At 66.8% G+C, this 24,919-nt stretch carries 17 protein-coding genes and 1 tRNA gene; 1 reads left to right on the top strand and 17 read right to left on the bottom strand.

The genetic code is table 11. From position 1 onward, the window contains the following. Nucleotides 1-71: 71 nt before the first annotated feature. The 17 genes from IE278_RS28380 to IE278_RS28300 form a co-directional block, all read right to left on the bottom strand. Complete coding sequence (locus tag IE278_RS28380) at nucleotides 72-3,176, bottom strand: glycosyl hydrolase 115 family protein (RefSeq protein ID WP_189776116.1); 3,105 nt, start codon at nucleotides 3,174-3,176, stop codon at nucleotides 72-74. 251 nt (nucleotides 3,177-3,427) lie between these two features. Further along, on the bottom strand, nucleotides 3,428-4,621 hold the full coding sequence (gene tuf / locus IE278_RS28375) for an elongation factor Tu (RefSeq protein WP_107020991.1): 1,194 nt from the start codon (nucleotides 4,619-4,621) through the stop codon (nucleotides 3,428-3,430). Between the two features lie 167 nt (nucleotides 4,622-4,788). After that, nucleotides 4,789-6,918, bottom strand: a complete 2,130-nt coding sequence (gene fusA, locus IE278_RS28370) for an elongation factor G (RefSeq protein ID WP_189776115.1) — start codon at nucleotides 6,916-6,918, stop codon at nucleotides 4,789-4,791. Between the two features lie 39 nt (nucleotides 6,919-6,957). Continuing rightward, complete coding sequence (gene rpsG, locus IE278_RS28365; protein ID WP_081218873.1) at nucleotides 6,958-7,428, bottom strand: 30S ribosomal protein S7; 471 nt, start codon at nucleotides 7,426-7,428, stop codon at nucleotides 6,958-6,960. A gap of 2 nt (nucleotides 7,429-7,430) precedes the next feature. Continuing rightward, nucleotides 7,431-7,802, bottom strand: coding sequence for a 30S ribosomal protein S12 (gene rpsL / locus IE278_RS28360; protein ID WP_003948652.1), 372 nt, complete (start codon nucleotides 7,800-7,802; stop codon nucleotides 7,431-7,433). A 291-nt stretch (nucleotides 7,803-8,093) separates the two neighbouring features. Continuing rightward, nucleotides 8,094-8,651 (bottom strand): DUF1707 and DUF4190 domain-containing protein, encoded by a 558-nt coding sequence (locus tag IE278_RS28355; RefSeq protein ID WP_246570770.1) that lies wholly within the window; start codon nucleotides 8,649-8,651, stop codon nucleotides 8,094-8,096. A gap of 202 nt (nucleotides 8,652-8,853) precedes the next feature. Continuing rightward, nucleotides 8,854-12,753, bottom strand: a complete 3,900-nt coding sequence (locus IE278_RS28350) for a DNA-directed RNA polymerase subunit beta' (RefSeq protein WP_189776114.1) — start codon at nucleotides 12,751-12,753, stop codon at nucleotides 8,854-8,856. 101 nt (nucleotides 12,754-12,854) lie between these two features. Continuing rightward, nucleotides 12,855-16,340: a DNA-directed RNA polymerase subunit beta gene (gene rpoB / locus IE278_RS28345; protein ID WP_189776113.1), complete on the bottom strand. Its 3,486-nt coding sequence runs from the start codon at nucleotides 16,338-16,340 to the stop codon at nucleotides 12,855-12,857. Between the two features lie 625 nt (nucleotides 16,341-16,965). Continuing rightward, the gene (gene rplL / locus IE278_RS28340; protein WP_107020986.1) at nucleotides 16,966-17,346 is read right to left on the bottom strand and encodes a 50S ribosomal protein L7/L12; all 381 of its coding nucleotides are present in this window, start codon (nucleotides 17,344-17,346) and stop codon (nucleotides 16,966-16,968) included. A gap of 110 nt (nucleotides 17,347-17,456) precedes the next feature. After that, nucleotides 17,457-17,987, bottom strand: coding sequence for a 50S ribosomal protein L10 (gene rplJ / locus IE278_RS28335; RefSeq protein WP_107020985.1), 531 nt, complete (start codon nucleotides 17,985-17,987; stop codon nucleotides 17,457-17,459). A gap of 337 nt (nucleotides 17,988-18,324) precedes the next feature. Further along, on the bottom strand, nucleotides 18,325-19,182 hold the full coding sequence (locus IE278_RS28330) for an SCO4651 family lipoprotein (protein ID WP_189776112.1): 858 nt from the start codon (nucleotides 19,180-19,182) through the stop codon (nucleotides 18,325-18,327). Between the two features lie 225 nt (nucleotides 19,183-19,407). Further along, nucleotides 19,408-20,328 carry an SCO4651 family lipoprotein gene (locus tag IE278_RS28325; RefSeq protein WP_189776111.1) on the bottom strand — a complete coding sequence of 307 codons (921 nt, stop codon included), beginning with the start codon at nucleotides 20,326-20,328 and terminating at the stop codon, nucleotides 19,408-19,410. Between the two features lie 209 nt (nucleotides 20,329-20,537). After that, the gene (gene rplA, locus IE278_RS28320; RefSeq protein WP_189776110.1) at nucleotides 20,538-21,263 is read right to left on the bottom strand and encodes a 50S ribosomal protein L1; all 726 of its coding nucleotides are present in this window, start codon (nucleotides 21,261-21,263) and stop codon (nucleotides 20,538-20,540) included. A 76-nt stretch (nucleotides 21,264-21,339) separates the two neighbouring features. After that, nucleotides 21,340-21,774, bottom strand: a complete 435-nt coding sequence (gene rplK / locus IE278_RS28315) for a 50S ribosomal protein L11 (protein ID WP_189776109.1) — start codon at nucleotides 21,772-21,774, stop codon at nucleotides 21,340-21,342. Between the two features lie 193 nt (nucleotides 21,775-21,967). Next, nucleotides 21,968-22,864 (bottom strand): transcription termination/antitermination protein NusG, encoded by an 897-nt coding sequence (gene nusG, locus IE278_RS28310; protein WP_189776108.1) that lies wholly within the window; start codon nucleotides 22,862-22,864, stop codon nucleotides 21,968-21,970. 77 nt (nucleotides 22,865-22,941) lie between these two features. Continuing rightward, the gene (gene secE, locus IE278_RS28305; protein ID WP_055610500.1) at nucleotides 22,942-23,229 is read right to left on the bottom strand and encodes a preprotein translocase subunit SecE; all 288 of its coding nucleotides are present in this window, start codon (nucleotides 23,227-23,229) and stop codon (nucleotides 22,942-22,944) included. Between the two features lie 109 nt (nucleotides 23,230-23,338). After that, a tRNA-Trp gene (locus IE278_RS28300) sits at nucleotides 23,339-23,411 on the bottom strand. Nucleotides 23,412-23,637: 226 nt separating this feature from the next. Between IE278_RS28300 and IE278_RS28295 the strand changes: the two genes are divergently transcribed. Next, the gene (locus IE278_RS28295; protein ID WP_189776107.1) at nucleotides 23,638-24,864 is read left to right on the top strand and encodes a pyridoxal phosphate-dependent aminotransferase; all 1,227 of its coding nucleotides are present in this window, start codon (nucleotides 23,638-23,640) and stop codon (nucleotides 24,862-24,864) included. The last annotated feature ends 55 nt before the right edge of the window (nucleotides 24,865-24,919 follow it).

Genomic DNA, 24,919 nt, shown 5'->3' with positions numbered 1-24,919 from the left:
CCAAAGCTCTGGACTCAGAGCAGACGATCTCAGAGCAGATGGCTCAAAGCAGGCGACTCAGATCAGACGGCTCAGAGCAGACGCCGACTCTCTCGCGGCCCCAGATACGTCGCCGTCAACCCACCCGTGTCGATCACGAGCCGCTGCACCACCACCGTCGGATCGACCATCCAGAACTTCAGCCGGTGCACCCCCGCGGCCCCGATCATGTGGCGCGTAGACGTGCGGTTGACGTTGTCCGATGTGTTGCGGGCCCACTCCATGTTCATCAGCCCGTCGTCGGCCCCGGTCGCCGCCTGGATGTCGACGATCTGCGGCGCGTCCCCGTCGAACGAGACCCCGTATCTCAGCCCGCCCGTCGGCAGAGTCGGGTTACGAGGCGACAGATACGCCCACACCGTCACCGTCCCCGCCGCCAGCAGACTCACCTCGTACTCCAGCCGAGGTGACGAACCCCCCGGGGTCCGGCTCGGAGCCGTCACCGGCCACGGCGTCACCCCCGCCTCCGTACGCCCGATCCCGTCGATACGCCGCCACGTCCCCACCGAGCGCGCGAAGTGCTCGGCGTCGACGGCGACGTAACCGCCCGCCTCCACGAACCCCCGCAGCCCCCGCGACGCCCGTACCGACGGCTGCTCGGCGATCACTCCGACCTCCACCGTCTCCCCCGCCCCCTCCACGGTCACCGACGCCTCCGTCCGACCCCGCGGGGCCTTCGCCCAGTCCACCGTCAGGACGACCCGTACCTGCTCCTGGACCCGCCCCCGCGGCCGGTCGGCCACGAGCCACGGCACGGACGGCGTGATCCGGTAGTCGAAGGCCGTACGCCCCCGGTTGAACACCTCGATGTACTGATCGGGCCGCGTCTGGAACGGACTGAGAACCGGCAGCACAGCCCCTCCGGGCGAACCACCCCCCGGCCACCACTCCTCCGCCCCGTCCACCGCCACCCCCAGCTCCGCCCCCGAGGCCACCTCGATCCGCCGTACCGCCGGGAAGATCTCGTCCGGCAGCGCCACGTTGTCCCGCTCGGGCTGCTGCCAGGGCGCGTTCGGGCCGTAGCGCTCCACATCCCCGTACCCGATGTGCGGCTGTGTCTGGAAGCCGCGCCATTTGCCGCCCGCCACCTGCGAGTTGAAGCGTTCGGCGAGTGCGAGGTCCCGGGCAAGGCCCGCTTCCGCCTCGGCCGCGAGGCCGTTCGTCGCGGCCCGCCCCTGCCCGGCGTACAGCAGGTTGGTGAACTCCGCCGCCCGCAGCCCGTACAGGTTGGCCGTCGCCGCCACCTCGTACCCGACCAGTTCGAACCACGCGTCCTGGTCACGGGCCGGAAGCCGCCGTCCGATCCGCTCGGCATCGGCGCCCAGCCGCCGCCACTCCTCGGTGACCCGCTCCAGTTCACGGTGGCCGAAGAAGAACGGCGTCTGCTGGTCGTCGTACACGACCCGCCCGTCCACCAGCGTGATCCTGCGGTTCAGCAACTCGGGCTTGCGCCGCGACTGGAGCTGTCCGTACGCCGCCAGCAGTTCGGCGATCGCCTCCACCTGACCGGGCGTCCGGCCGAAGTTCTGCCGCGCGTACCGCCGCTCCCACTCCCCGAGCCGCTCCAGCGGCCAACGCCCCGGATCCCAGGCGTAGTCGAGGAAGAACTGCGTCGGCAGCTCGTTGCCCTTCAGATCGCCGACGTTCGTGACCCACAGCTCCCGGTTCCCGTACGCGATCGCCTGGTGGAGCTGGTCCCACAGGTTCGGCAGCGACGCGGTGTCCACCCACTTGTAGTTGCGGCCGACGCCCACATAGTCGAAGTGGTAGTACAGGCCGTAACCGCCACCCCGCTCCCCCTCCGCCGGATCCGGATGCTTACGGATGTTGCCCCAGTTGTCATCCGTCAGCACGACCGTGACATCGTCCGGCGCCCGCAGGCCGCGGTCCCAGTACCGCTGGACCTCCTTGTAGAGCGTCCAGACCTGCGGGGTCTCGGCGGCCGCCCGACCGGTGACGTCCTCGATGATCGACCGCTGCGTCGCGATGATCTCCCGCATCAGCTCGATGCCGTCGCCGTCCGGCAGGCTCGTGTCGCCGTTGCCCCGCATGCCGAGGGTGACGACGCCCTCGAAGCCCTGGTCGACCATGCGCTCGATGCCGTCGCGCCAGTACGCCTTGACCGCGTCCGCGTTCCGCCGGAACGACCACTCGCCGGTGCCGCCGTACGGGTCCCGCCCCGGCGTCACGATGTTCCCCGCGCTGTCCCGCACGGCCGGCACGGCATGGCGGTTCCACTCCTCGATGCCCCGCATCATCGGCGCCTCATGAGACGTGCCCATGACAATCCCATACGCCTTCGCCCGCGCGTGGTTCCCCGGGTCGTCCTCCGCGAACGCCCGCCCCCACACCGCCGGCCACAGATAGTTCGCCTTCAGCCGCAGCAGGACCTCGAAGACCTTCGCGTAGAAGTCCGCGGTGAAGCCGCCGGGGTGACCGGGAGCCTTCCCCGGCCCGAAGTACCCGGGCGCCCAGGTCCCCAGCGCCGGATTCTCGTCGTTGATGAAGACACCCCGGTACTTCACGGCCGGCGTCCCCTGACTGAAGCGCCCCCGCCGCACATACACCTCGCCGCGCCGCACCGGCAGCACGTCGTCCCACCAGTACCAGGGCGAGACCCCGATCCCGTACGAGACGTCGTACGCCCCGAAGATCGTGCCGCGCTGGTCGCTGCCGGCGATCACGAACGCCCGGTCCACCCCGGGCATCGGCCGTTCGACCACGGTCTGCAGCGAGGTCTCCCATCTGCCGCGGACCCCGCCGACGTCGAGCTTCCCGGCGGCGACCAGCCCGTCGATCAGCGGACTGCGCCCGATCGTCCCGACCAGCACGACCTCCCGCGCCGACAGCGACGACCCCGGCCGCACCCCCGTGACGCGCTCGATGTCGTCCCGCAGATCCCCTGCCACGCGTACGACTCCGGAGTGGTCGTCGGTGCTCACTACGACCGGGGCACCCACGAGCCGAAAGGCCCCGGGCTCCGGCGAGAAGGAGATGTACGCCCCCGGGTCCGAAGCGGTACCGGCAGCGGCCCGCGGCGCACCCTCCGCCCACGCGGCCCCGGCCCCCGGCAACCCCAGCAGCCCGGCCCCCGCCCCGGCCCCCAGCACGGCTCTACGACTGACCCCTCCGGACATGCGTCACCCCTCGACCGTCCCCGTAGCGAATGTCGGCATGACAAACGGTGACGGGAGTGACCCCTGAGGGGGAACGGGTCGTCACCGCCGAACACTTTCGTGACGAATCATTTCGACGACCACCCCCTACCCCACCCGGGCACAGCAAAGGGGCCCGTACGACCGAAGTCGTACGGGCCCCTTCAGGAGCTCTTCGCGGAGCGATACCGCTGTGGAGCTACCAGGCGTTCAAGCCCAACAGGCAGCCGAGACTACTTGTTGATCTTGGTGACCTGGCCGGCGCCGACGGTCCGGCCACCCTCACGGATGGCGAACTTGAGGCCCTCCTCCATGGCGACGGGCTGGATGAGCTCAACGGTCATCTCAGTGTTGTCGCCCGGCATGACCATCTCGGTGCCCTCGGGGAGGGTCACCACACCAGTCACGTCCGTCGTGCGGAAGTAGAACTGGGGACGGTAGTTGTTGAAGAACGGCGTGTGACGGCCGCCCTCGTCCTTGGACAGGATGTACGCCTGCGCCTCGAACGAGGTGTGGGGCGTGACCGAGCCCGGCTTGATGATGACCTGGCCGCGCTCGACGTCCTCGCGCTTGATGCCACGGAGGAGCAGACCGACGTTCTCACCGGCCTGGCCCTCGTCGAGCAGCTTGCGGAACATCTCGATGCCGGTGACCGTGGTGGTGGTCTTCTCGGTCTTGATGCCGACGATGTCGACGGTCTCGTTGACCTTGAGGACACCACGCTCGATACGGCCGGTGACGACGGTGCCACGACCGGTGATCGTGAAGACGTCCTCGATCGGCATCAGGAACGGCTTGTCGACGTCACGCTCGGGCTGCGGGATCGACTCGTCGACGGCCTTCATCAGGTCGAGGACGGACTTGCCCCACTCGGCGTCGCCCTCAAGAGCCTTGAGCGCCGAGACCTTGACGACCGGAAGGTCGTCGCCCGGGAACTCGTACTCGGAGAGGAGCTCACGGACCTCGAGCTCGACGAGCTCCAGGATCTCCTCGTCGTCCACCATGTCGGCCTTGTTCAGCGCGACGACGATGTACGGAACGCCGACCTGGCGGGCCAGGAGCACGTGCTCCTTGGTCTGCGGCATCGGGCCGTCCGTGGCGGCGACAACGAGGATGGCGCCGTCCATCTGCGCCGCACCCGTGATCATGTTCTTGATGTAGTCCGCGTGACCGGGGCAGTCGACGTGGGCGTAGTGACGCGTCTCGGTCTGGTACTCGACGTGCGCGATCGAGATCGTGATACCGCGCTGGCGCTCTTCGGGAGCCTTGTCGATCTGGTCGAAGGCCGAGGCCTCGTTCAGGTCCGGGTACGCGTCGTGCAGCACCTTGGTAATGGCGGCCGTGAGGGTCGTCTTACCGTGGTCGATGTGACCGATGGTGCCGATGTTGACGTGCGGCTTAGTCCGCTCGAACTTTGCCTTCGCCACTGAATCCTCCTGCGGAGTGGTTCTGGTACGCCTTACTCATCGGCGCCAGGGTGATCTTTGCTGGGATGCCGCCCGCCGAGGTCCACGGGGCCGGGACGATCCCTCGTCCCCGCCGGTTCGTGGCCCTGGCGGTCGGTGTCAAGCCTAAAGCGTGTAAACGGTGTGTGTTACTCGCCCTTGGCCTTCGCGATGATCTCCTCGGCGACGTTCCTGGGAACCTCGGCGTAGGAGTCGAACTGCATCGAGTAGCTTGCGCGACCCGAGGTCTTGCTGCGGAGGTCGCCGACGTAGCCGAACATCTCCGAGAGGGGCACGAGGCCCTTCACGACGCGGGCACCGGCACGCTCCTCCATGGCCTGGATCTGGCCACGGCGGGAGTTGATGTCGCCGATGACCTCGCCCATGTAGTCCTCGGGCGTGGTGACCTCGACGGCCATCATCGGCTCGAGGAGCACGGGGCTGGCCTTGCGGGCAGCCTCCTTGAAGGCCTGCGAACCGGCGATCTTGAACGCCAGCTCGGAGGAGTCGACCTCGTGGTAGGCACCGTCGAGAAGCGTGATGCGGACACCCGTCATCTCGTACCCGGCGAGGATGCCGAACTGCATGGCCTCCTGCGCACCGGCGTCCACCGACGGGATGTACTCCCGCGGGATACGGCCACCGGTGACCTTGTTCACGAACTCGTACGCCGGGCCGTCGGCCTCGGTGATGGGCTCGATCGCGATCTGCACCTTGGCGAACTGACCGGTACCACCGGTCTGCTTCTTGTGGGTGTAGTCCACGCGCTCGACGGCCTTGCGGATCGTCTCACGGTACGCGACCTGCGGCTTACCGACGTTGGCCTCGACCTTGAACTCACGGCGCATACGGTCGACCAGCACCTCGAGGTGCAGCTCGCCCATACCACCGATGATGGTCTGGCCGGTCTCCTCGTCCGAGTGAACCTGGAAGGAGGGGTCCTCCTCCGCGAGACGCTGGATGGCTACACCCAGCTTCTCCTGGTCACCCTTGGACTTGGGCTCGATGGCGACCTGAATGACCGGCGCCGGGAAGTCCATGGACTCCAGGATGACCGGGTTCTTGTCGTCGGAGAGCGTCTCACCGGTGGTGGTCTGCTTCAGACCCATCACGGCGACGATGTCGCCGGCGCCCACCGCCTCGATCTCCTCACGCTTGTTCGCGTGCATGCGGTAGATCTTGCCGATGCGCTCCTTCTTGCCCTTGACGGAGTTCAGCACGGCAGTGCCGGACTCCAGGCGGCCCGAGTACACCCGGACGAAGGTGAGCTTGCCCAGGTGCGGGTCGCTCATGATCTTGAACGCGAGGGCGGAGAGCGGCTCGTCCACGGACGGCTTGCGCTTCACGACGACCTCGGGGTCCTTCACGTCGTGGCCTTCGATGGCCTCGACGTCAAGCGGGGTCGGGAGGTAGCGCACGACCGCGTCGAGCAGGGGCTGGACGCCCTTGTTCTTGAACGCGGTGCCACAGAACACCGGGGTGACCGTGGTGTCGCTGGACTTGCCGGACGCGATGGTGATGCGACGGATCGCGGCGTACAGCTGCTCCTCGGAAGGCTCTTCGCCCTCCAGGTACAGCTCCATGATCTCTTCGTCGTTCTCCGCGACGGCCTCGATCAGCTTGCCGCGGTACTCCTCGGCAGCCTCGGCGTGCGTGGCCGGGATGTCGACGACGTCGTACATCTCGCCCTTGGCGGCCTCGGCGGACCAGACGAACGCCTTCATGGTGACGAGGTCGACGACACCCTTGAAGTCGGCCTCGGCGCCGATCGGAAGCTGCATGACCAGCGGCTGCGCACCGAGGCGATCCGAGATCATGTCGACGCAGCGGTGGAACTCCGCGCCGGTCCGGTCGAGCTTGTTGACGAAGCAGATGCGCGGCACGCCGTAGCGGTCGGCCTGACGCCACACCGTCTCGGACTGCGGCTCAACGCCCGCGACACCGTCGAACACCGTGACGGCACCGTCGAGGACGCGGAGCGAACGCTCCACCTCGACCGTGAAGTCCACGTGCCCCGGGGTGTCGATGATGTTGATGGTGTAGTCGTTGTCGTCGAGCGGCCAGTGACAGGTGGTCGCAGCAGAGGTGATCGTGATGCCACGCTCCTGCTCCTGCTCCATCCAGTCCATGGTCGCAGCGCCGTCGTGGACCTCACCGATCTTGTAGCTGACGCCGGTGTAGAAGAGGATCCGCTCGGTGGTGGTCGTCTTGCCCGCGTCGATATGGGCCATGATCCCGATGTTGCGGACCCTGGCCAGGTCAAGTGAAGTGGTAGCCATAAGGCTTCGGTCTTCTCTCGGTCTCGATGGGGGTAGCGACTACCAGCGGTAGTGCGCGAAGGCCTTGTTGGACTCGGCCATCTTGTGGGTGTCCTCGCGCTTCTTCACAGCGGCACCAAGGCCGTTGGAGGCGTCGAGAAGCTCGTTGAGCAGACGCTCGGTCATCGTCTTCTCGCGACGGGCGCGGGAGTAACCGACGAGCCACCGCAGGGCGAGCGTGCTGGCGCGACCGGGCTTGACCTCGATCGGGACCTGGTACGTCGCACCGCCGACTCGGCGGGACTTGACCTCGAGGGTCGGCTTGATGTTCTCCAGAGCGCGCTTGAGCGTGATGACCGGGTCGTTGCCGGTCTTCTCGCGCAGGCCCTCCATGGCGCCGTAGACGATGCGCTCGGCGGTGGAGCGCTTGCCGTTCAGCAGCACCTTGTTGATCAGGGAGGTCACCAGAGGGGAACCGTAGACCGGGTCGATGATGACCGGGCGCTTCGGGGCGGGGCCCTTACGAGGCATTTCTACTTCTCCTTCTTGGCGCCGTAGCGGCTGCGGGCCTGCTTGCGGTTCTTGACACCCTGGGTGTCGAGGGAACCGCGGATGATCTTGTAGCGAACACCGGGCAGGTCCTTCACACGGCCGCCGCGCACGAGCACGATCGAGTGCTCCTGCAGGTTGTGTCCCTCACCCGGAATGTAAGCAGTGACCTCGATCCCGCTGGTCAGACGCACACGCGCGACCTTACGCAGGGCCGAGTTCGGCTTCTTCGGGGTGGTCGTGAACACACGCGTGCAGACGCCGCGACGCTGGGGCGAACCCTCGAGTGCGGGCGTCTTGTTCTTCTCGACCTTGTCCTGCCGGCCCTTCCGGACCAGCTGCTGGATCGTAGGCACTACTTCTCCGGTTTCTGTGTGCCGAATGGTGAAGCTAACCTGGAACACCGCCGACCCACGCGGTCGGGTGTGTCGAACACTGCAGATTCCCGCCGCGAGGCGGGAGGGGCGCAGATTGCGGTGGCCGGTGATGACTCCCCTAGTGCGGTTGAAGGCACGCACGGGAGCCAGGGCACACCCCAGGCACAAGGTCTGAGCGTACCTACCTCATAGGCTGCGGTCAAAACAAATGGACCGCACTGGCATCCCTGAGCGGACCATGCCAAGCCGCAGGTCCTTCAACGATCTTCGTCAGGACGCCAGCACAGCCACGAACAGCAAGGTCACGAACAGCGCCCAGCCCACCGTGGACAGCCAGCCGAAGACCAGTCCCATGAGCGCGAGACCTTCGCCACCCTCGCCGGTGCGCCGCATCTCGGAGCGGGCGCTGTGGCCCAGGATCACCGCGGGAACACCCGTGAGCCCGGCGGTCACCAGACAGAGCACACCGCAGATCGCCGCCCCGATCGCCTTCTCGTTCGTCTTGGGCGGCGCGGCGACGGGCAGGAAGGTCCGTGGCACGGGCCCAGAGACCGCCGGAAGCGGTACGGGCCCCTGCGGGAGGTCTGCCACCAGGAGGGCCAGCTCGCCCACCGTACGGGCCGCGTAGGCCCGCGCCACCCGCTTCTCGAACTCGGGCTGCTGCATCCGCCCCTCACCGAACCCGGCTCTGAGGACGTCCACGGCCCGCTCCCGGTCGGCGGTGGACGCGAGCATCGAGTGGCCGGCGGCCTGCGGCTCCTGCCAGGCACGCGGCTGATTCCACCCCGGCCCGGACTGCCCCGGCTGCCACGGCGACGGATACGACACGGGAGCACCTCCCCCGACGACTGGCTCTCCACGGATCTCCATCATGCTCCAACGCGGCAATACGGGCACAGGTTCCCGCCGAGCCCATATCAGAAATTCCCGACGCGGCGACGGCGGGCCGGCCCGGGAACGCCGAAGGGCGGTCACCCCGAAAGGTGACCGCCCCTCTGACTCGATCAGGCGCCTTGTTCAGGCGACCTGCCTACTGGTTGTACGGACCGTAGTCGTAGTCCTCCAGCGGAACGGCCTGGCCGGAGCCCGTGCCGAACGGCGAGTAGTCGATGTCGTCGTAGCCGACGGCCGAGTACATCGCGGCCTTGGCCTCCTCGGTCGGCTCGACCCGGATGTTGCGGTAGCGGGACAGACCCGTACCGGCCGGGATGAGCTTACCGATGATGACGTTCTCCTTGAGGCCGATCAGGGAGTCGGACTTGGCGTTGATCGCCGCGTCCGTCAGAACCCTGGTCGTCTCCTGGAAGGACGCCGCCGACAGCCACGACTCGGTGGCGAGCGAGGCCTTGGTGATACCCATCAGCTGCGGACGGCCGGAGGCCGGGTGGCCGCCTTCCTGCACCACACGACGGTTCTCGGTCTCGAACTTCGACCGCTCGACGAGCTCGCCGGGCAGCAGTTCCGCGTCGCCCGACTCGATGATCGTCACACGGCGCAGCATCTGCCGGATGATGATCTCGATGTGCTTGTCGTGGATCGACACGCCCTGCGAGTTGTAGACCCGCTGGACCTCTCCGACCAGGTGGACCTGGACGGCACGCTGACCCAGGATGCGCAGCACGTCGTGCGGGTTGGTGGCACCCACGGTGAGCTTCTGGCCCACCTCGACGTGCTCGCCCTCGCTGACCAGGAGTCGGGCACGCTTCGAGATCGGGAACGCCGTCTCGTCGCTGCCGTCGTCCGGGGTGACGACGAGCTTCTTGGTCTTCTCGGTCTCCTCGATCCGCACGCGGCCGGAGGCCTCGGAGATCGGGGCGACACCCTTGGGCGTACGAGCCTCGAAGAGCTCGACGACACGGGGCAGACCCTGGGTGATGTCGTCACCGGCCACACCACCGGTGTGGAAGGTACGCATCGTCAGCTGCGTGCCGGGCTCACCGATGGACTGGGCGGCGATGATGCCGACCGCCTCACCGATGTCGACCAGCTTGCCGGTGGCCAGCGAACGGCCGTAGCACATGGCGCAGGTACCGACGGCGGACTCGCAGGTCAGGACCGAACGGGTCTTGACCTCCTTGATGCCGTGCTTGACCAGCTCGTCGATGAGGACGTCGCCGAGGTCGGTGTTGGCCGGGGCCAGCACCCGCCCGTCGACGGTGATGTCCTCGGCCAGCGCACGTGCGTACACGCTGGTCTCGACGTTCTCCGCCTTGCGCAGCACGCCGTCGGCGCCGACCTCGGCGATCTCCAGGCGCAGACCGCGGTCGGTGCCGCAGTCCTCCTCGCGGATGATGACGTCCTGCGAGACGTCCACCAGACGACGGGTGAGGTAACCCGAGTCGGCGGTACGCAGGGCGGTGTCCGCCAGACCCTTACGGGCACCGTGCGTGGAGATGAAGTACTCCAGCACGGACAGGCCCTCACGGAAGGACGCCTTGATGGGACGGGGGATCGTCTCGTTCTTGGCGTTCGACACCAGACCACGCATACCCGCGATCTGACGCATCTGCATCATGTTTCCGCGAGCACCGGAGTTCACCATCATCGAGACCGGGTTGGTCTTCGGGAAGTTCGCGTTCATCGCCTCGGCAACCTCGTTGGTCGCCTTGGTCCAGATCGCGATGAGCTCCTGCGTGCGCTCGTCCTTGGTGATCAGACCGCGCTCGTACTGCTTCTGGACCTTCTCGTCCTGGTCCTCGTAACCCTTGACGATCGCGCGCTTCGCGTCGGGAACGACGATGTCGGAGATGGCCACGGTGACGCCGGAACGGGTCGCCCAGAAGAAGCCGGAGGCCTTCAGGTTGTCGAGCGTCGCCGCCACGATGACCTTGGGGTACCGCTCGGCGAGGTCGTTGACGATCTCGGAGAGCTGCTTCTTGCCGACCTCGTAGTCGACGAACGGGTAGTCCTCGGGCAGCAGCTCGTTGAAGAGCGCGCGGCCCAGAGTGGTGTTCAGGCGGAAGGTGTCACCCTGCTGCCACTCCGGCTCGCCCTCCTCACGCGCCGGCGGGGTCCAGCCGCGCGGCGGGATGGTGCCCACCGGGAAGCGGATGTCCACGCGCGACTGCAGCGAGAGCTCGCCGGCGTCGAACGCCATGATCGCCTCGGCCGTGGAACCGAACGACCGGCCCTCGCCCTTGACGTCCCGCAGCTCGCCGTCGGTGGTGAGGAAGAACAGACCGAGGACCATGTCCTGGGTCGGCATCGTCACCGGACGGCCGTCGGCGGGCTTGAGGATGTTGTTCGAGGACAGCATCAGGATGCGGGCCTCGGCCTGCGCCTCCGCGGAGAGCGGCAGGTGCACGGCCATCTGGTCACCGTCGAAGTCCGCGTTGAACGCGGTGCAGACGAGCGGGTGGATCTGGATGGCCTTGCCCTCGACCAGCTGCGGCTCGAAGGCCTGGATGCCGAGGCGGTGCAGGGTGGGCGCACGGTTCAGCAGAACCGGGTGCTCGGCGATGACCTCTTCGAGGACGTCGTACACGACCGTGCGGCCGCGCTCCACCATGCGCTTGGCGCTCTTGATGTTCTGCGCGTGGTTCAGGTCCACCAGGCGCTTCATCACGAACGGCTTGAAGAGCTCCAGCGCCATCGCCTTCGGCAGACCGCACTGGTGCAGCTTGAGCTGCGGACCGACGACGATCACGGAACGCGCGGAGTAGTCCACGCGCTTGCCGAGGAGGTTCTGGCGGAAACGACCCTGCTTGCCCTTGAGCATGTCGCTCAGGGACTTCAGCGGGCGGTTGCCGGGACCGGTGACCGGGCGACCACGACGACCGTTGTCGAAGAGGGCGTCCACGGCCTCCTGGAGCATGCGCTTCTCGTTGTTCACGATGATCTCGGGCGCGCCGAGGTCGAGAAGCCGCTTCAGGCGGTTGTTGCGGTTGATCACACGGCGGTACAGGTCGTTCAGGTCGGAGGTCGCGAAGCGGCCACCGTCCAGCTGCACCATCGGGCGAAGGTCCGGCGGGATGACCGGGACGCAGTCGAGGACCATGCCCTTGGGGCTGTTGGAGGTCTGCAGGAAGGCAGACACGACCTTCAGCCGCTTCAGCGCACGGGTCTTCTTCTGGCCCTTGCCGGTACGGATGATCTCGCGGAGCCGCTCGGCTTCCTCGTCGAGGTCGAAGGACTCCAGGCGCTTCTGCAGCGCCGCGGCACCCATCGATCCGTCGAAGTACGTGCCGAAGCGGTCACGCAGCTCGCGGTAGAGCAGCTCGTCACCTTCGAGGTCCTGGACCTTGAGGTTCTTGAAGCGGGTCCACACCTCGTCGAGACGGTCGATCTCGCGCTGCGCACGGTCGCGCAGCTGCTTCATCTCGCGCTCGGCACCTTCGCGCACCTTGCGGCGCACGTCGGCCTTGGCGCCCTCGGCCTCGAGCTCGGCCAGGTCGGTCTCGAGCTTCTTGGCGCGGGCCTCCAGGTCGGAGTCGCGACGGTTCTCGACCTGCTGACGCTCGACGGAGACGTGCGCCTCCAGCGAGGGCAGGTCACGCGTACGACGCTCGTCGTCCACGTACGTGATCATGTACGCGGCGAAGTAGATGACCTTTTCGAGGTCCTTCGGGGCGAGGTCGAGCAGGTAGCCAAGACGCGACGGAACGCCCTTGAAGTACCAGATGTGGGTGACGGGAGCGGCCAGCTCGATGTGGCCCATCCGCTCACGACGCACCTTGGCGCGAGTTACCTCGACACCGCAGCGCTCGCAGATGATGCCCTTGAAGCGGACGCGCTTGTACTTACCGCAGTAGCACTCCCAGTCCCGGGTCGGACCGAAGATCTTCTCGCAGAAGAGTCCGTCCTTTTCGGGCTTGAGGGTGCGGTAGTTGATGGTCTCCGGCTTCTTGACCTCACCGTGGGACCACTGACGAATGTCGTCAGCGGTAGCAAGGCCGATCCGCAGCTCGTCGAAGAAGTTGACGTCGAGCACTTGTCGTCAATCCCTCTTTCGGGGTCGATTCTTCACTGGTCTGACTGGGGTCCGGGGTTGGTTAGCCGGGGCTCGTGTTCAGCGAGCCCCGGCCAGACCCGTCAGACCTCTTCGACGCTGCTCGGCTCACGCCGGGACAGGTCGATACCGAGCTCCTCCGCGGCGCGGAAGACGTCCTCGTCCGTGTCGCGCATCTCGATGGACATGCCGTCCGAGGACAGCACCTCCACGTTGAGGCAGAGCGACTGCATTTCCTTGATGAGCACCTTGAAGGACTCGGGAATGCCGGGCTCAGGAATGTTCTCGCCCTTGACGATGGCCTCGTAGACCTTCACGCGGCCGGTCACGTCGTCGGACTTGATGGTCAGCAGTTCCTGGAGGGCGTATGCGGCGCCGTAAGCCTCCAGCGCCCACACCTCCATCTCACCGAAGCGCTGGCCACCGAACTGGGCCTTACCACCCAGCGGCTGCTGGGTGATCATCGAGTACGGACCGGTCGAGCGGGCGTGCAGCTTGTCGTCGACCAGGTGGTGGAGCTTGAGGATGTACATGTAGCCGACCGAGACCGGCTCCGGGAACGGCTCGCCGGAGCGGCCGTCGAACATCCGCGCCTTGCCGGACGGGAGGACCATGCGGTCGCCGTCACGGTTCGGGATCGTGTGCTGGAGCAGACCCGCGAGCTCGTCCTCACGCGCACCGTCGAAGACGGGGGTGGCGACGTTGGTCCCCGGGGCGACCTGGTCGGCCTCGATGGACTGCAGTCGACGCGCCCAGTCCTCGCTGAGCCCGGAGACGTCCCAGCCGCGGCTGGCGAGCCAGCCGAGGTGGATCTCCAGGACCTGTCCCGGGTTCATTCGGGACGGGACACCCAGCGGGTTGAGGATGATGTCGACCGGCGTGCCGTCCTCGAGGAAGGGCATGTCCTCGATCGGAAGGATCTTGGAGATGACACCCTTGTTGCCGTGCCGGCCGGCGAGCTTGTCGCCGTCCGTGATCTTGCGCTTCTGCGCCACGTAGACACGAACCAGCTGGTTCACGCCCGGCGGCAGCTCGTCGCCCTCTTCACGGTCGAAGACGCGGACGCCGATGACCTTGCCGATCTCGCCGTGCGGCACCTTCAGCGAGGTGTCGCGCACCTCTCGCGCCTTCTCACCGAAGATCGCGCGGAGCAGGCGCTCCTCCGGGGTCAGCTCGGTCTCACCCTTGGGCGTGACCTTGCCGACCAGGATGTCACCGGCGACGACCTCGGCACCGATGCGGATGATGCCGCGCTCGTCGAGGTCGGCGAGGACCTCCTCGGAGACGTTCGGGATGTCCCGGGTGATCTCCTCGGGGCCGAGCTTGGTGTCACGGGCGTCGACCTCGTGCTCCTCGATGTGGATCGAGGAGAGGACGTCGTCCTGCACGAGGCGCTGCGACAGGATGATCGCGTCCTCGTAGTTGTGACCCTCCCACGGCATGAAGGCGACGAGCAGGTTCTTGCCCAGCGCCATCTCGCCTTCCTGGGTGGCCGGACCGTCGGCGAGAACCTGGTTCTCGACGACCCGGTCGCCCTCGTCGACGACGACCTTCTGGTTGACCGAGGTCCCCTGGTTGGAGCGGGAGAACTTGGCCACCCGGTAGGTGGTGTAGGTGCCGTCGTCGTTGGCCACCGTGACGTAGTCCGCGGAGACCTCCTGGACCACACCGGTCTTCTCGGCCTTGATGACGTCACCGGCGTCGACGGCGCAGCGGTACTCCATGCCCGTACCGACGAGGGGGGCCTCGGCGGTGATCAGCGGCACGGCCTGGCGCATCATGTTCGCGCCCATGAGGGCACGGTTGGCGTCGTCGTGCTCCAGGAAGGGGATCATCGCGGTTGCGACGGACACCATCTGGCGCGGCGAGACGTCCATGTAGTCGACGTCGTCACCGGGGACGTAGTCGACCTCTCCGCCACGGCGGCGGACCAGGACGCGGGCCTCGTTGAACCGCATGTCGTCGTTGAGCACGGCGTTGGCCTGCGCGATGACGAAGCGGTCCTCCTCGTCGGCGGTCAGGTAGTCGACCTCGTCGGTGACGACACCGTCGGTGACCCGGCGGTAGGGCGTCTCGACGAAGCCGAACGCGTTGACCCGGCCGTAGGAGGCGAGCGAGCCGATCAGGCCGATGTTCGGGCCTTCGGGGGTCTCGATCGGGCACATGCGGCCGTAGTGCGAGGGGTGTACGTCACGGACCTCGAAGCCGGCCCGCTCACGGGAGAGACCACCCGGGCCAAGCGCCGACAGACGGCGCTTGTGGGTGAGACCCGACAGCGGGTTGTTCTGGTCCATGAACTGCGACAGCTGGCTGGTGCCGAAGAACTCCTTGATGGAGGCGACGACCGGCCGGATGTTGATCAGGGTCTGCGGCGTGATCGCCTCGACGTCCTGGGTCGTCATGCGCTCGCGGACGACTCGCTCCATACGCGCCAGACCCGTACGGACCTGGTTCTGGATGAGCTCGCCCACGTTGCGCAGACGGCGGTTGCCGAAGTGGTCGATGTCGTCGGTCTCGACGACGATCTGGGTGCCGTTGTTCCCGACGGTCTCGGTCTCACCGGCGTGCAGCTTCACCAGGTACTTGATCGACGAGATGATGTCCTCGACGGTCAGGATCCCGGCGTCGAGCGGCGCTTCGCCGCCCAGCTTCTTGTTGACCTTGTAGCGGCCGACCTTGGCGAGGTCGTAGCGCTTGGGGTTGAAGTAGAGGTTCTCAAGCAGCGTCTGCGCGGCCTCACGGGTCGGCGGCTCGCCCGGACGCAGCTTGCGGTAGATGTCGAGCAGTGCGTCGTCCTGGCCCTGGGTGTGGTCCTTCTCCAGGGTGGCGCGCATGGATTCGTACTCGCCGAACTCCTCGAGGATCTGCTCGGTCGTCCAACCGAGAGCCTTGAGCAGGACGGTGACGGACTGCTTGCGCTTGCGGTCGATGCGGACACCGACCATGTCGCGCTTGTCGATCTCCATCTCCAGCCAGGCACCCCGGGACGGGATGACCTTCGCGGAGAAGATGTCCTTGTCGGACGTCTTGTCGATGGAGGAGTCGAAGTAGACACCCGGCGAACGGACCAGCTGCGACACCACGACACGCTCGGTGCCGTTGATGACGAAGGTGCCCTTGTTCGTCATGAGCGGGAAATCACCCATGAAGACGGTCTGGGACTTGATCTCGCCGGTCTCGTTGTTGGTGAACTCGGCGGTGACGAAGAGCGGCGCGGCGAACGTGAAGTCGCGCTCCTTGCACTCGTCGATCGAGTTCTTGGGAGGCTCGAAGCGGTGGTCGCGGAACGTCAGGGACATCGACCCTGAGAAGTCCTCGATCGGGGAGATCTCCTCGAAGATCTCCTCCAGACCGGACTTCGTGGGGACGTCCTGTCCACTGTCCAGAGCCGCCTCGACACGAGCCTTCCACGCGTCGTTGCCGAGCAGCCAGTCAAAACTTTCGGTCTGCAGCGCAAGAAGGTTCGGAACCTCGAGGGGCTCCTTGATCTTTGCAAAGGAGATGCGCAGCGGGGCGGTGCTGGCGCCGTTGTTCGTATTCGCGGTCGAGGCAGTGCGCGAGGCGGCCAAGAGGGGGTCCTTCCGAGGGCTCGGACTCACTACGCGCGTACCGGTCCCAAGCGGGGCACCGGGACGGACCTTCCCCGAGCCGGTCGACATAAGACCAGGTCAGGATCAGTTCGTTCCGCGGTGCTCAAGCGAGGGTATGCCCCTGGTGACGGGCAGGAGGCAGCTAACAGGCAGCGCAAAGGGTCAGTGTAGCCACTAGGCCCACTGATGTCCAGTGCGGGTTTTTGAAGACCCTCGTTGTTCTCAACCCCTGCTGCAAGCCACGCCCTCGATGCACATCGATACTGCCCTCTTCGCCGCCGATCCATGCCTCGGATCCGGATCGTTGTGACGACGCGTCCTGAGAATTGCGCGCTGCGTGCGGTTCGTCAAGGCCCCCCATGCCCGAACCGGGTGCTGCCACCGTCACTTGCAACCTGTCTCGCAGCCCGTCACGGGCGGCTGGAGGCACGAACGAAGATCACCATACTCGTCGCGACCGACAGCGCAAGGCAGTCGCCGCACGGCCCCCTCGAACGCCGAAGAGCGACCACCCAGATGGGTGATCGCTCTTCGGTGCGTCAGCGTTACACCGCTACGAAAGCGGCTCTACGCGGCTCGCAGGAGTCCTGGCGGACTCGTCGGGTCACTTGACCTCGACGGAGGCGCCGGCGCCCTTGAGGGACTCGGCAGCCTTCTCCGCGGCGGCCTTGTCGACCTTCTCCAGGACGGGCTTCGGAGCGCCGTCGACGAGGTCCTTGGCCTCCTTCAGACCCAGCGAGGTGAGCTCACGCACGACCTTGATGACCTGGATCTTCTTCTCGCCGGCACCCGTGAGGATGACGTCGAACTCGTCCTGCTCGGCCTCGGCCTCGGCCGGGGCGGCAGCGGCGGCGGGGCCGGCGGCGACCGCGGCGGCGGCGGTGACGTCGAACTTCTCCTCGAAGGCCTTCACGAACTCGGAGAGCTCGATGAGGGTGAGGTTCTCGAACTGCGCGAGCAGCTCTTCCTGGGACAGCTTCGCCATGATGGCGTCCTTCCACTAATTCGGCAGGTGCCGGGATGTACTGGTGAGGCGGGCGTACGTTCGGCCCGCTACGACCGTCGCCTCAGGCGGCGGTCAATGCGCGAGCCGAGTTACTCGGCACCGCCCTGCTCTTCGAGCTTGACGCGAAGCGCCTCCGCGGTGCGGACGAACTTCGACGGGAGCGCCTGGAAGAGGGAGGCAGCCTGAGACTGCTTGCCCTTCATGGCACCCGCCAGCTTGGAGAGCAGAACCTCGCGGGACTCGAGGTCCGCGAGCTTCTTGATCTCGTCGGCGGACAGCGCCTTGCCGTCAAGGACACCGCCCTTGATGACGAGGTTCGGGTTGTCCTTGGCGAAGTCACGAAGACCCTTCGCCGACGTCACCGGGTCACCGGAGATGAAGGCAACCGCTGTCGGACCGTTGAACAGGTCGTCGAGCGTGGAGATCCCGGCCTCGTTGGCCGCGATCTTGGTCAGCGTGTTCTTCACCACGGCGTACTGGGCGTCTTCACCGAGCGAACGACGCAGCGTCTTGAGCTGCGCCACGGTGAGACCCCGGTACTCGGTCAGCACAGCGGCGTTCGAGCTACGGAACTGGTCCGCGAGCTCGGCTACCGCGGCAGCCTTGTCGGGCCTTGCCATAAGCGTGGCCTCCTTCCGGGTGATGAGGACCGCTCAGAAGGAGACTGGGAAAACGAAACGCCCCGGCGCAGGCGCACGGGGCGTAGCTCTACCAGACTGAAATCCGTACGAAGGTACGGGACTGTCCGGGAGCTTATCCACGGTCACCTGCGCGGGTCGTCCGCAATTCAGCGGATCCTTCGGTCACCGCGTCCTCTGACGAGAGCACAGCAACGACCAGCGGTCTTTGGCTTCTGTGGAAGATTACGTGAACGGGGCACTGTCAAGCAAATCCGTGCACCGGGGCCGCGCACCGGCCGGTCTCCACACCCCGGCCGGCACGGCTCCGCTGGGCGGATCAGCCCTTCAGGTCGCCCATCATCTCGGCCAGGTCCATGACGTCCTTGGCCGGCGGGGCCTCGACAGTCACGGGCTTGTTGTAGTCGAGGAAGGTGATGGTCATGTCGAGCTTGCCCTTGTCGGCGTCGCCCTGCATACGGAACTGCTTGGTGTGGTCCTCGCCGTCGACCCACATGTCCATCGTGAGCGCGTCCAGGCCCAGCTTCTCGTACTGCTCCAGGCTCTTCTCCCGCTGTTCCCGGGTGGCCTTGCTCTCGGTCTTGAGGGTCTTGCGGAACTCGTCGAGGGTGACCGTGCCCTTGTAGTGGGTGGTCTCGACGCCCTCGACCTTCTCGGTGCCGACCTTCTTCACGTCCTTGGAGCCGGTGAGGAAGGTGGACTCCTGCGCCGGGTTCTTGTCGGCCGTCCCGGCGCCCGGGGCCCCGCCTCCGCCCAGCGCGTCGTCACCCAGCGTGGACATGTCGAACTTGATCCAGCTCTTGCCGTCCATCTCCTTGGCCGCCGCGGCGCCCCCGCCGATGTACATCGCCTTGTCGACCAGTCGGATCTCGGCCTTGCCGTCCGCGCCCTGGTCGAGGGCGGTCATCTTCATGCTCATGGCGACGTCGGGCTTCATACGCATCTGGGCCTCGGCCTTGATGCGCCCCTCCTCCGGTGTCCTGCCGGTCATCCGGTAGCTGATGGAGGTGATGTCCTCGGTGTTCTTCGCCGCCTTGGCCACAGCCGCGGCGGGCGTCATCTCGGGGGACTCCTCGTCCCCCTTGGAACAGCCGACGGCTCCCCCACCGAGGACGAGCGCGGCGACGACCGCGCCCGTCGCCCTACGACGTACAGGCGTGCGCACAGAAAGCTTCATGGTTCCCCCCAAGGAACAGATGAGCGACTCACAGAAGCCGCGAGCGTATCCCAGCGGGGTTCAGGCAGTCCTGCGAGTTGCAACGTGACCTGTGTGACGCCTGTGACTCCTGTGACTTCCGGGAGCGAGGCCGAAGGGGGCTCGGTACGGGACCGGATGCGGGGCCGGATCGGGACGGCGGGACGCCCCGATCCGGGCGGCCCGGGGGCCGGGGGCCGGGGTGCCTCAGCCTGCCGGCTGGCTCCGCATGAGGTCCTTGAAGTCCGCGGTGTCGTCCGCCGCGGGCTCCTCGGCGGAGACGTCGACGCCGTAGTCGCTGTAGTACGCCGTCGAGGACATCGAGCCGGTCGCCAGCTTGCCCTTCTCGGCCTTCTTGACCAGCAGGTCCTTGTCGTTCACCCAGATGTCGATGGTCTCGGTGGTCACCCCCGCCTGCTCCAACTGGCTCTTCAGATCGGCCAGTTGACTCGCGGAGAGGGACGAGCTGCGGCCCGCGAGATCCGCGACGTCGACCGTGCCCGAGTAGTGCGTGGTGTCCTCGCCGCGCACCTTCTCCTCGCCGACCTTCTCGACGTCCCCGGAGGCCAGCAGCAGCTTCACCGACTGGTTCGGCGTGGTGTTCTGCATCTGGTCCTTCATGTACGCGCCCGATCCGCCGGCCAGCTCCGCCAGGTCGTCGTAGTCGTACTTGATCCAGTGCTTGCCGCCGGACTGCTCGGCGAACTTGTCGCCCATCTTCGCGTAGTAGGCGTCCGGCAGATAGCGGGCCTCCATGGAGGTGGTGCCCAGCTGGCGCATCTGGTCGGCCATCGTGCCGCCGGTGTACGTGATCGTCAGGTTGCCGGTGAGTCCGTCGGCCCAGCCGAGGGCGCCGTCCGCCTCCATCGACATCATCGTGCCCATGGTCGTGGTGGACTCGACCTTGGCGGAGTCCGCGCCGTCGGTGCTCTTCTCCACGGAACGCAGGGCCGCGATCGCGTCCGTCCGAGTCACGGCCCCGCCGTCGTCCTTGCCGTCCCCCGCGGACCTCTTGCTGTCTCCTCCGGAACCCCCGTCGGAGTCCGAGCCGCTACAGGCCGCGACTCCGGTCAGAGAGGCGGCCACCGCTATCGAGACGGCCACCCGGCGCACGATCGAGCTCATCATTCGTCCCCCTATGCGATTCCTGTGCCCCGCACGCTAGCGCAGGCCACCGACATCCGACCCGGAAACAAACCCGGGACGCCAGGCATCGGGCATCAGGCATCAGGCACCGAACACCGGGCGCAGACGCAAAGACGGGCCCCGCACCTCGAAAGGTTGCGGGGCCCGTCCTGAAATCGCGTCTGCGACGCGGCTACCGGTGAGCGTCAGGCTCAGACGGCGGCCGGGTCCTCCTCGACGAGGAGGTTGCGGGTGCGGTTCGAGTCGACAGCGATGCCGGGGCCGATCGTGGTGCTGATCGTGGCCTTCTTGATGTAGCGACCCTTGGCGGCCGACGGCTTCAGACGAAGGATCTCGTCGAGCGCGGCGCCGTAGTTCTCCACCAGCTGCGTGTCGTCGAACGACGCCTTGCCGATGATGAAGTGCAGGTTCGAGTGCTTGTCGACGCGGAACTCGATCTTGCCGCCCTTGATCTCGGTCACGGCCTTGGCCACGTCCGGGGTCACGGTGCCCGTCTTCGGGTTCGGCATCAGACCACGCGGGCCGAGGACGCGGCCCAGGCGGCCGACCTTGCCCATGAGGTCCGGGGTGGCGACGACGGCGTCGAAGTCCAGACGCCCCTTCGCCACCTCGTCGATGAGTTCGTCGGAACCGACGATGTCGGCGCCGGCGGCAGTCGCGGCCTCGGCACGGTCACCGGTCGCGAAGACCAGGACCCGGGCGGTCTTGCCGGTGCCGTGCGGGAGGTTCACGGTGCCGCGGACCATCTGGTCGGCCTTGCGCGGGTCGACACCCAGACGGAAGGCGACCTCGACGGTGCCGTCGAACTTGGAGGTGGAGGTCTCCTTGGCGAGACGGACGGCCTCGAGCGGGGCGTACTGCTTCTCCCGGTCGATCTTCGCGTCCGCAGCGCGGAGAGACTTGCTGCGCTTGCTCACTACTGCTCCTGTGTGCTCTGAGGAGTCGTGGTAGGGGCCGAGCAGGCCCTGCCACGGTGTTCTACAAGGGTGGGGATCAGCCCTCGACCGTGATGCCCATGGAACGGGCGGTGCCGGCGATGATCTTCGACGCGGCGTCCAGGTCGTTGGCGTTGAGGTCGGCCATCTTGGTGGTGGCGATCTCGCGGACCTGGGCCTGGCTGATCTTGGCGACCTTGGTCTTGTGGGGCTCGCCGGAGCCCTTCTCGACACCAGCGGCCTTGAGGATCATCTTCGCGGCCGGCGGGGTCTTGGTGATGAAGGTGAAGGAGCGGTCTTCGTAGACCGTGATCTCCACCGGGATGACCCAGCCGCGCTGCGACTCGGTCGCCGCGTTGTAGGCCTTGCAGAACTCCATGATGTTGACGCCGTGCTGGCCCAGTGCGGGGCCGACCGGCGGCGCCGGGTTGGCCGCACCGGCCTGGATCTGGAGCTTGATAAGCCCCGTGACCTTCTTCTTCTTGGGAGGCATTGCTCTCTCCGGGTCCTAGTGAGAGTTTCCGGCCATCCATTCCGGATCATCCGGATGGAGGCATACCGCACAACGATAACGGGTATCGGTGCGCAGCCTAAAACCGAGCAGGTCAGACGGTCCCCCGCAAGCGGGAGATACCCCCAGCGAGAGCCTGTCTGACCTGGTCGGAAGCGTGCGGTCCGAAAGAACGTCAGTTCTTCTGGATCTGGTCGAAGCTGAGCTCCACCGGAGTCTCGCGGCCGAAGATCTCGACGAGGCCCTTGACCTTCTTCGAGTCGGCGTTGATCTCGTTGATGGTCGCCTGCAGCGTCGCGAACGGGCCGTCGGTGACGGTGACCGAGTCGCCCACCTCGAAGTCCAGCACCTGGACCTCGAGCTTGCGGGACGGCGCCGGCTTGCCCTCGGCCTCGGCGGCCTCGCGGGCCGCCTTCTCCTCGGCCTCGGGGGCGAGCATCTTGACGATCTCGTCCAGCGTCAGCGGGTACGGGTCGTAGGCGTTGCCCACGAAGCCGGTGACGCCGGGGGTGTTGCGGACGACACCCCAGGACTCGTTCGTCAGATCCATGCGCACCAGCACGTAGCCGGGGAGCTTGTTCTGCTTGATGGTCTTGCGCTCGCCGTTCTTGATCTGCGCGACCTCTTCTTGCGGCACCTCGGCCGCGAAGATGAAGTCCTCGACGTTCAGCGAGACGGCACGCTGTTCGAGGTTGGTCTTCACGCGGTTCTCGTAACCGGCGTACGTGTGGATGACGTACCACTCGCCGGGCAGCGCGCGCAGTTCCTCGCGAAGGGCGGTGACGGGGTCGACCGGCTCGGCCTCCTCCGCCTCCTCCTCGTCGGACTCGGCGGCTACGTCCTCGTCGGTCGTGTCCTCATCGGACTCGTCCTCGTCGGACTCGGCGGCCGGGGCGGTGTCGTCCTCGTCGGACTCGTCCTCGCCGTGCAGCGCGGCCTCTTCGGCGGGCTCGCCCGCCGCGGCGTCGGCAGCCTCGACCTCGTCCTCGACGTCCGCGCCCTCGACGATGTCGAGCTCGTCGTCACGGGACTCGACCGACTCGACGGCATCGTTCAGGTTCGGGTCAGACACGGTGGCTGCTTCTTCCTGGATCATGGGGGTGGAACACGCGAAAACGGGCGCCGGGTACGGCGCCCTTCGCGCTTGGCCTAGCCGAAGACGTACTTGGCGGCCTTGTCGAGTCCGAAGTCAATCACAGTCACCAGACCGATCATGATGACAACGAACACAATCACCACTGTGGTGTACGTCGTCAGCTGATTGCGGGTCGGCCAGACAACCTTGCGGAGCTCCGCGACGATCTGGCGGTAGAAGAGGGCGAGGCGCTTCAGCGGGCCCTTCTTGGCACGCTTACCGCCCTTGCGGCCCTTCTTCTGGGACTCCGGCGCCTCATCCTGGGCATCAGGCATGTCGATGGAGCCCACGGCGTCCGTCACTCGTCCTCACCTGATTCCGGGTCGTGGCCGTGCCGCGCCCGGTGTGAGCCGCACGGCGGTGCAATGCAGTACGTACATGTGCACACATCCTGGTGAAAGGAGTGTGTAGCAGGGCCGGAGGGACTTGAACCCCCAACCGCTGGTTTTGGAGACCAGTGCTCTACCAATTGAGCTACGACCCTTTGCTTCCCCCACAACGTACCGCATCCGACCGGGTGCTCGGAGTGCACCGGAAGAGCGCGGCCGGTGAAGGCCAACGAGGTGAGAGTGTACGTGGTCGGCGGCCGGTCGTCGAACAGAAAGTGTCCGTACGGACTTTGCGCGTACCGGGCCCCCGGTTCGTCCGGCGTTGCCCAGTCCGTGAAACCAGTGTGCCGGGGACGTTTCCGGTCTGAAACGATGGGCCCCATGAGCGCTGCAATCCCTCCCACCGAGCGCCGGGTCTCCGCCCGAGTCGGCGCGATCTCCGAGTCCGCCACCCTCGCCGTGGACGCCAAGGCCAAGGCCCTCAAGGCCGCCGGACGTCCGGTGATCGGCTTCGGCGCCGGTGAGCCCGACTTCCCGACCCCGGACTACGTCGTCGAGGCCGCCATCGAGGCATGCAAGAACCCGAAGTACCACCGCTACACGCCGGCCGGCGGCCTTCCCGAGCTGAAGGCGGCGATCGTCGCCAAGACGCTGCGTGACTCCCACTACGAGGTGGACGCCTCCCAGGTCCTGGTGACCAACGGCGGCAAGCAGGCCATCTACGAGGCGTTCGCCGCGATCCTCGACCCGGGCGACGAGGTCATCGTCCCGGCCCCGTACTGGACGACGTACCCCGAGTCGATCCGTCTCGCCGGCGGTGTCCCGGTGGACGTCGTCGCGGACGAGACGACGGGCTACCGCGTCTCGGTCGAGCAGCTGGAGGCGGCCCGTACGGAGAAGACCAAGGTCGTCCTCTTCGTCTCGCCCTCCAACCCGACCGGCGCCGTCTACAGCGCCGAGGACACCGAGGCCATCGGCCGCTGGGCCGTCGAGCACGGTCTGTGGGTGATGACGGACGAGATCTACGAGCACCTGGTCTACGGGGACGCGAAGTTCACCTCGCTGCCCGCAGTACTTCCTGAGCTGCGCGACAAGTGCATCGTGGTCAACGGCGTCGCGAAGACGTACGCGATGACCGGCTGGCGGGTCGGGTGGGTCATCGGCCCCAAGGACGTGGTGAAGGCCGCGACCAACCTGCAGTCCCACGCCACGTCGAACGTGTCGAACGTCGCCCAGGCCGCGGCCGTCGCCGCCCTCTCGGGCGACCTGACGGCCGTCGCCGAGATGCGCGAGGCCTTCGACCGCCGCCGCAAGACGATCGTGCGCATGCTCAACGAGATCGACGGCGTGCTCTGCCCGGAGCCCGAGGGCGCGTTCTACGCGTACCCCTCGGTGAAGGCGCTCCTCGGCAAGGAGATCCGCGGCAAGCGCCCGCAGGACTCCGTCGAGCTGGCCGCGCTGATCCTGGAGGAGGCCGAGGTCGCGGTTGTCCCGGGCGAGGCCTTCGGTACGCCGGGTTATCTGCGGCTGTCGTACGCGCTGGGTGACGAGGACCTCGTCGAGGGCGTCTCGCGGATCCAGAAGCTCCTGGCGGAGGCCAAGGACTGAACGCACGCACGACAGTAAGTACTGAGCCCGCTCACGTCAGCGGGTGAGGCGGGCC

Origin of the sequence: Streptomyces tauricus (assembly GCF_014650955.1) — a bacterium.
Classification (GTDB): Bacteria; Actinomycetota; Actinomycetes; order Streptomycetales; family Streptomycetaceae; genus Streptomyces; species Streptomyces tauricus.
Note: the sequence above shows the minus strand (reverse complement) of the source record. Positions and strands in the feature narration are given on the sequence as shown.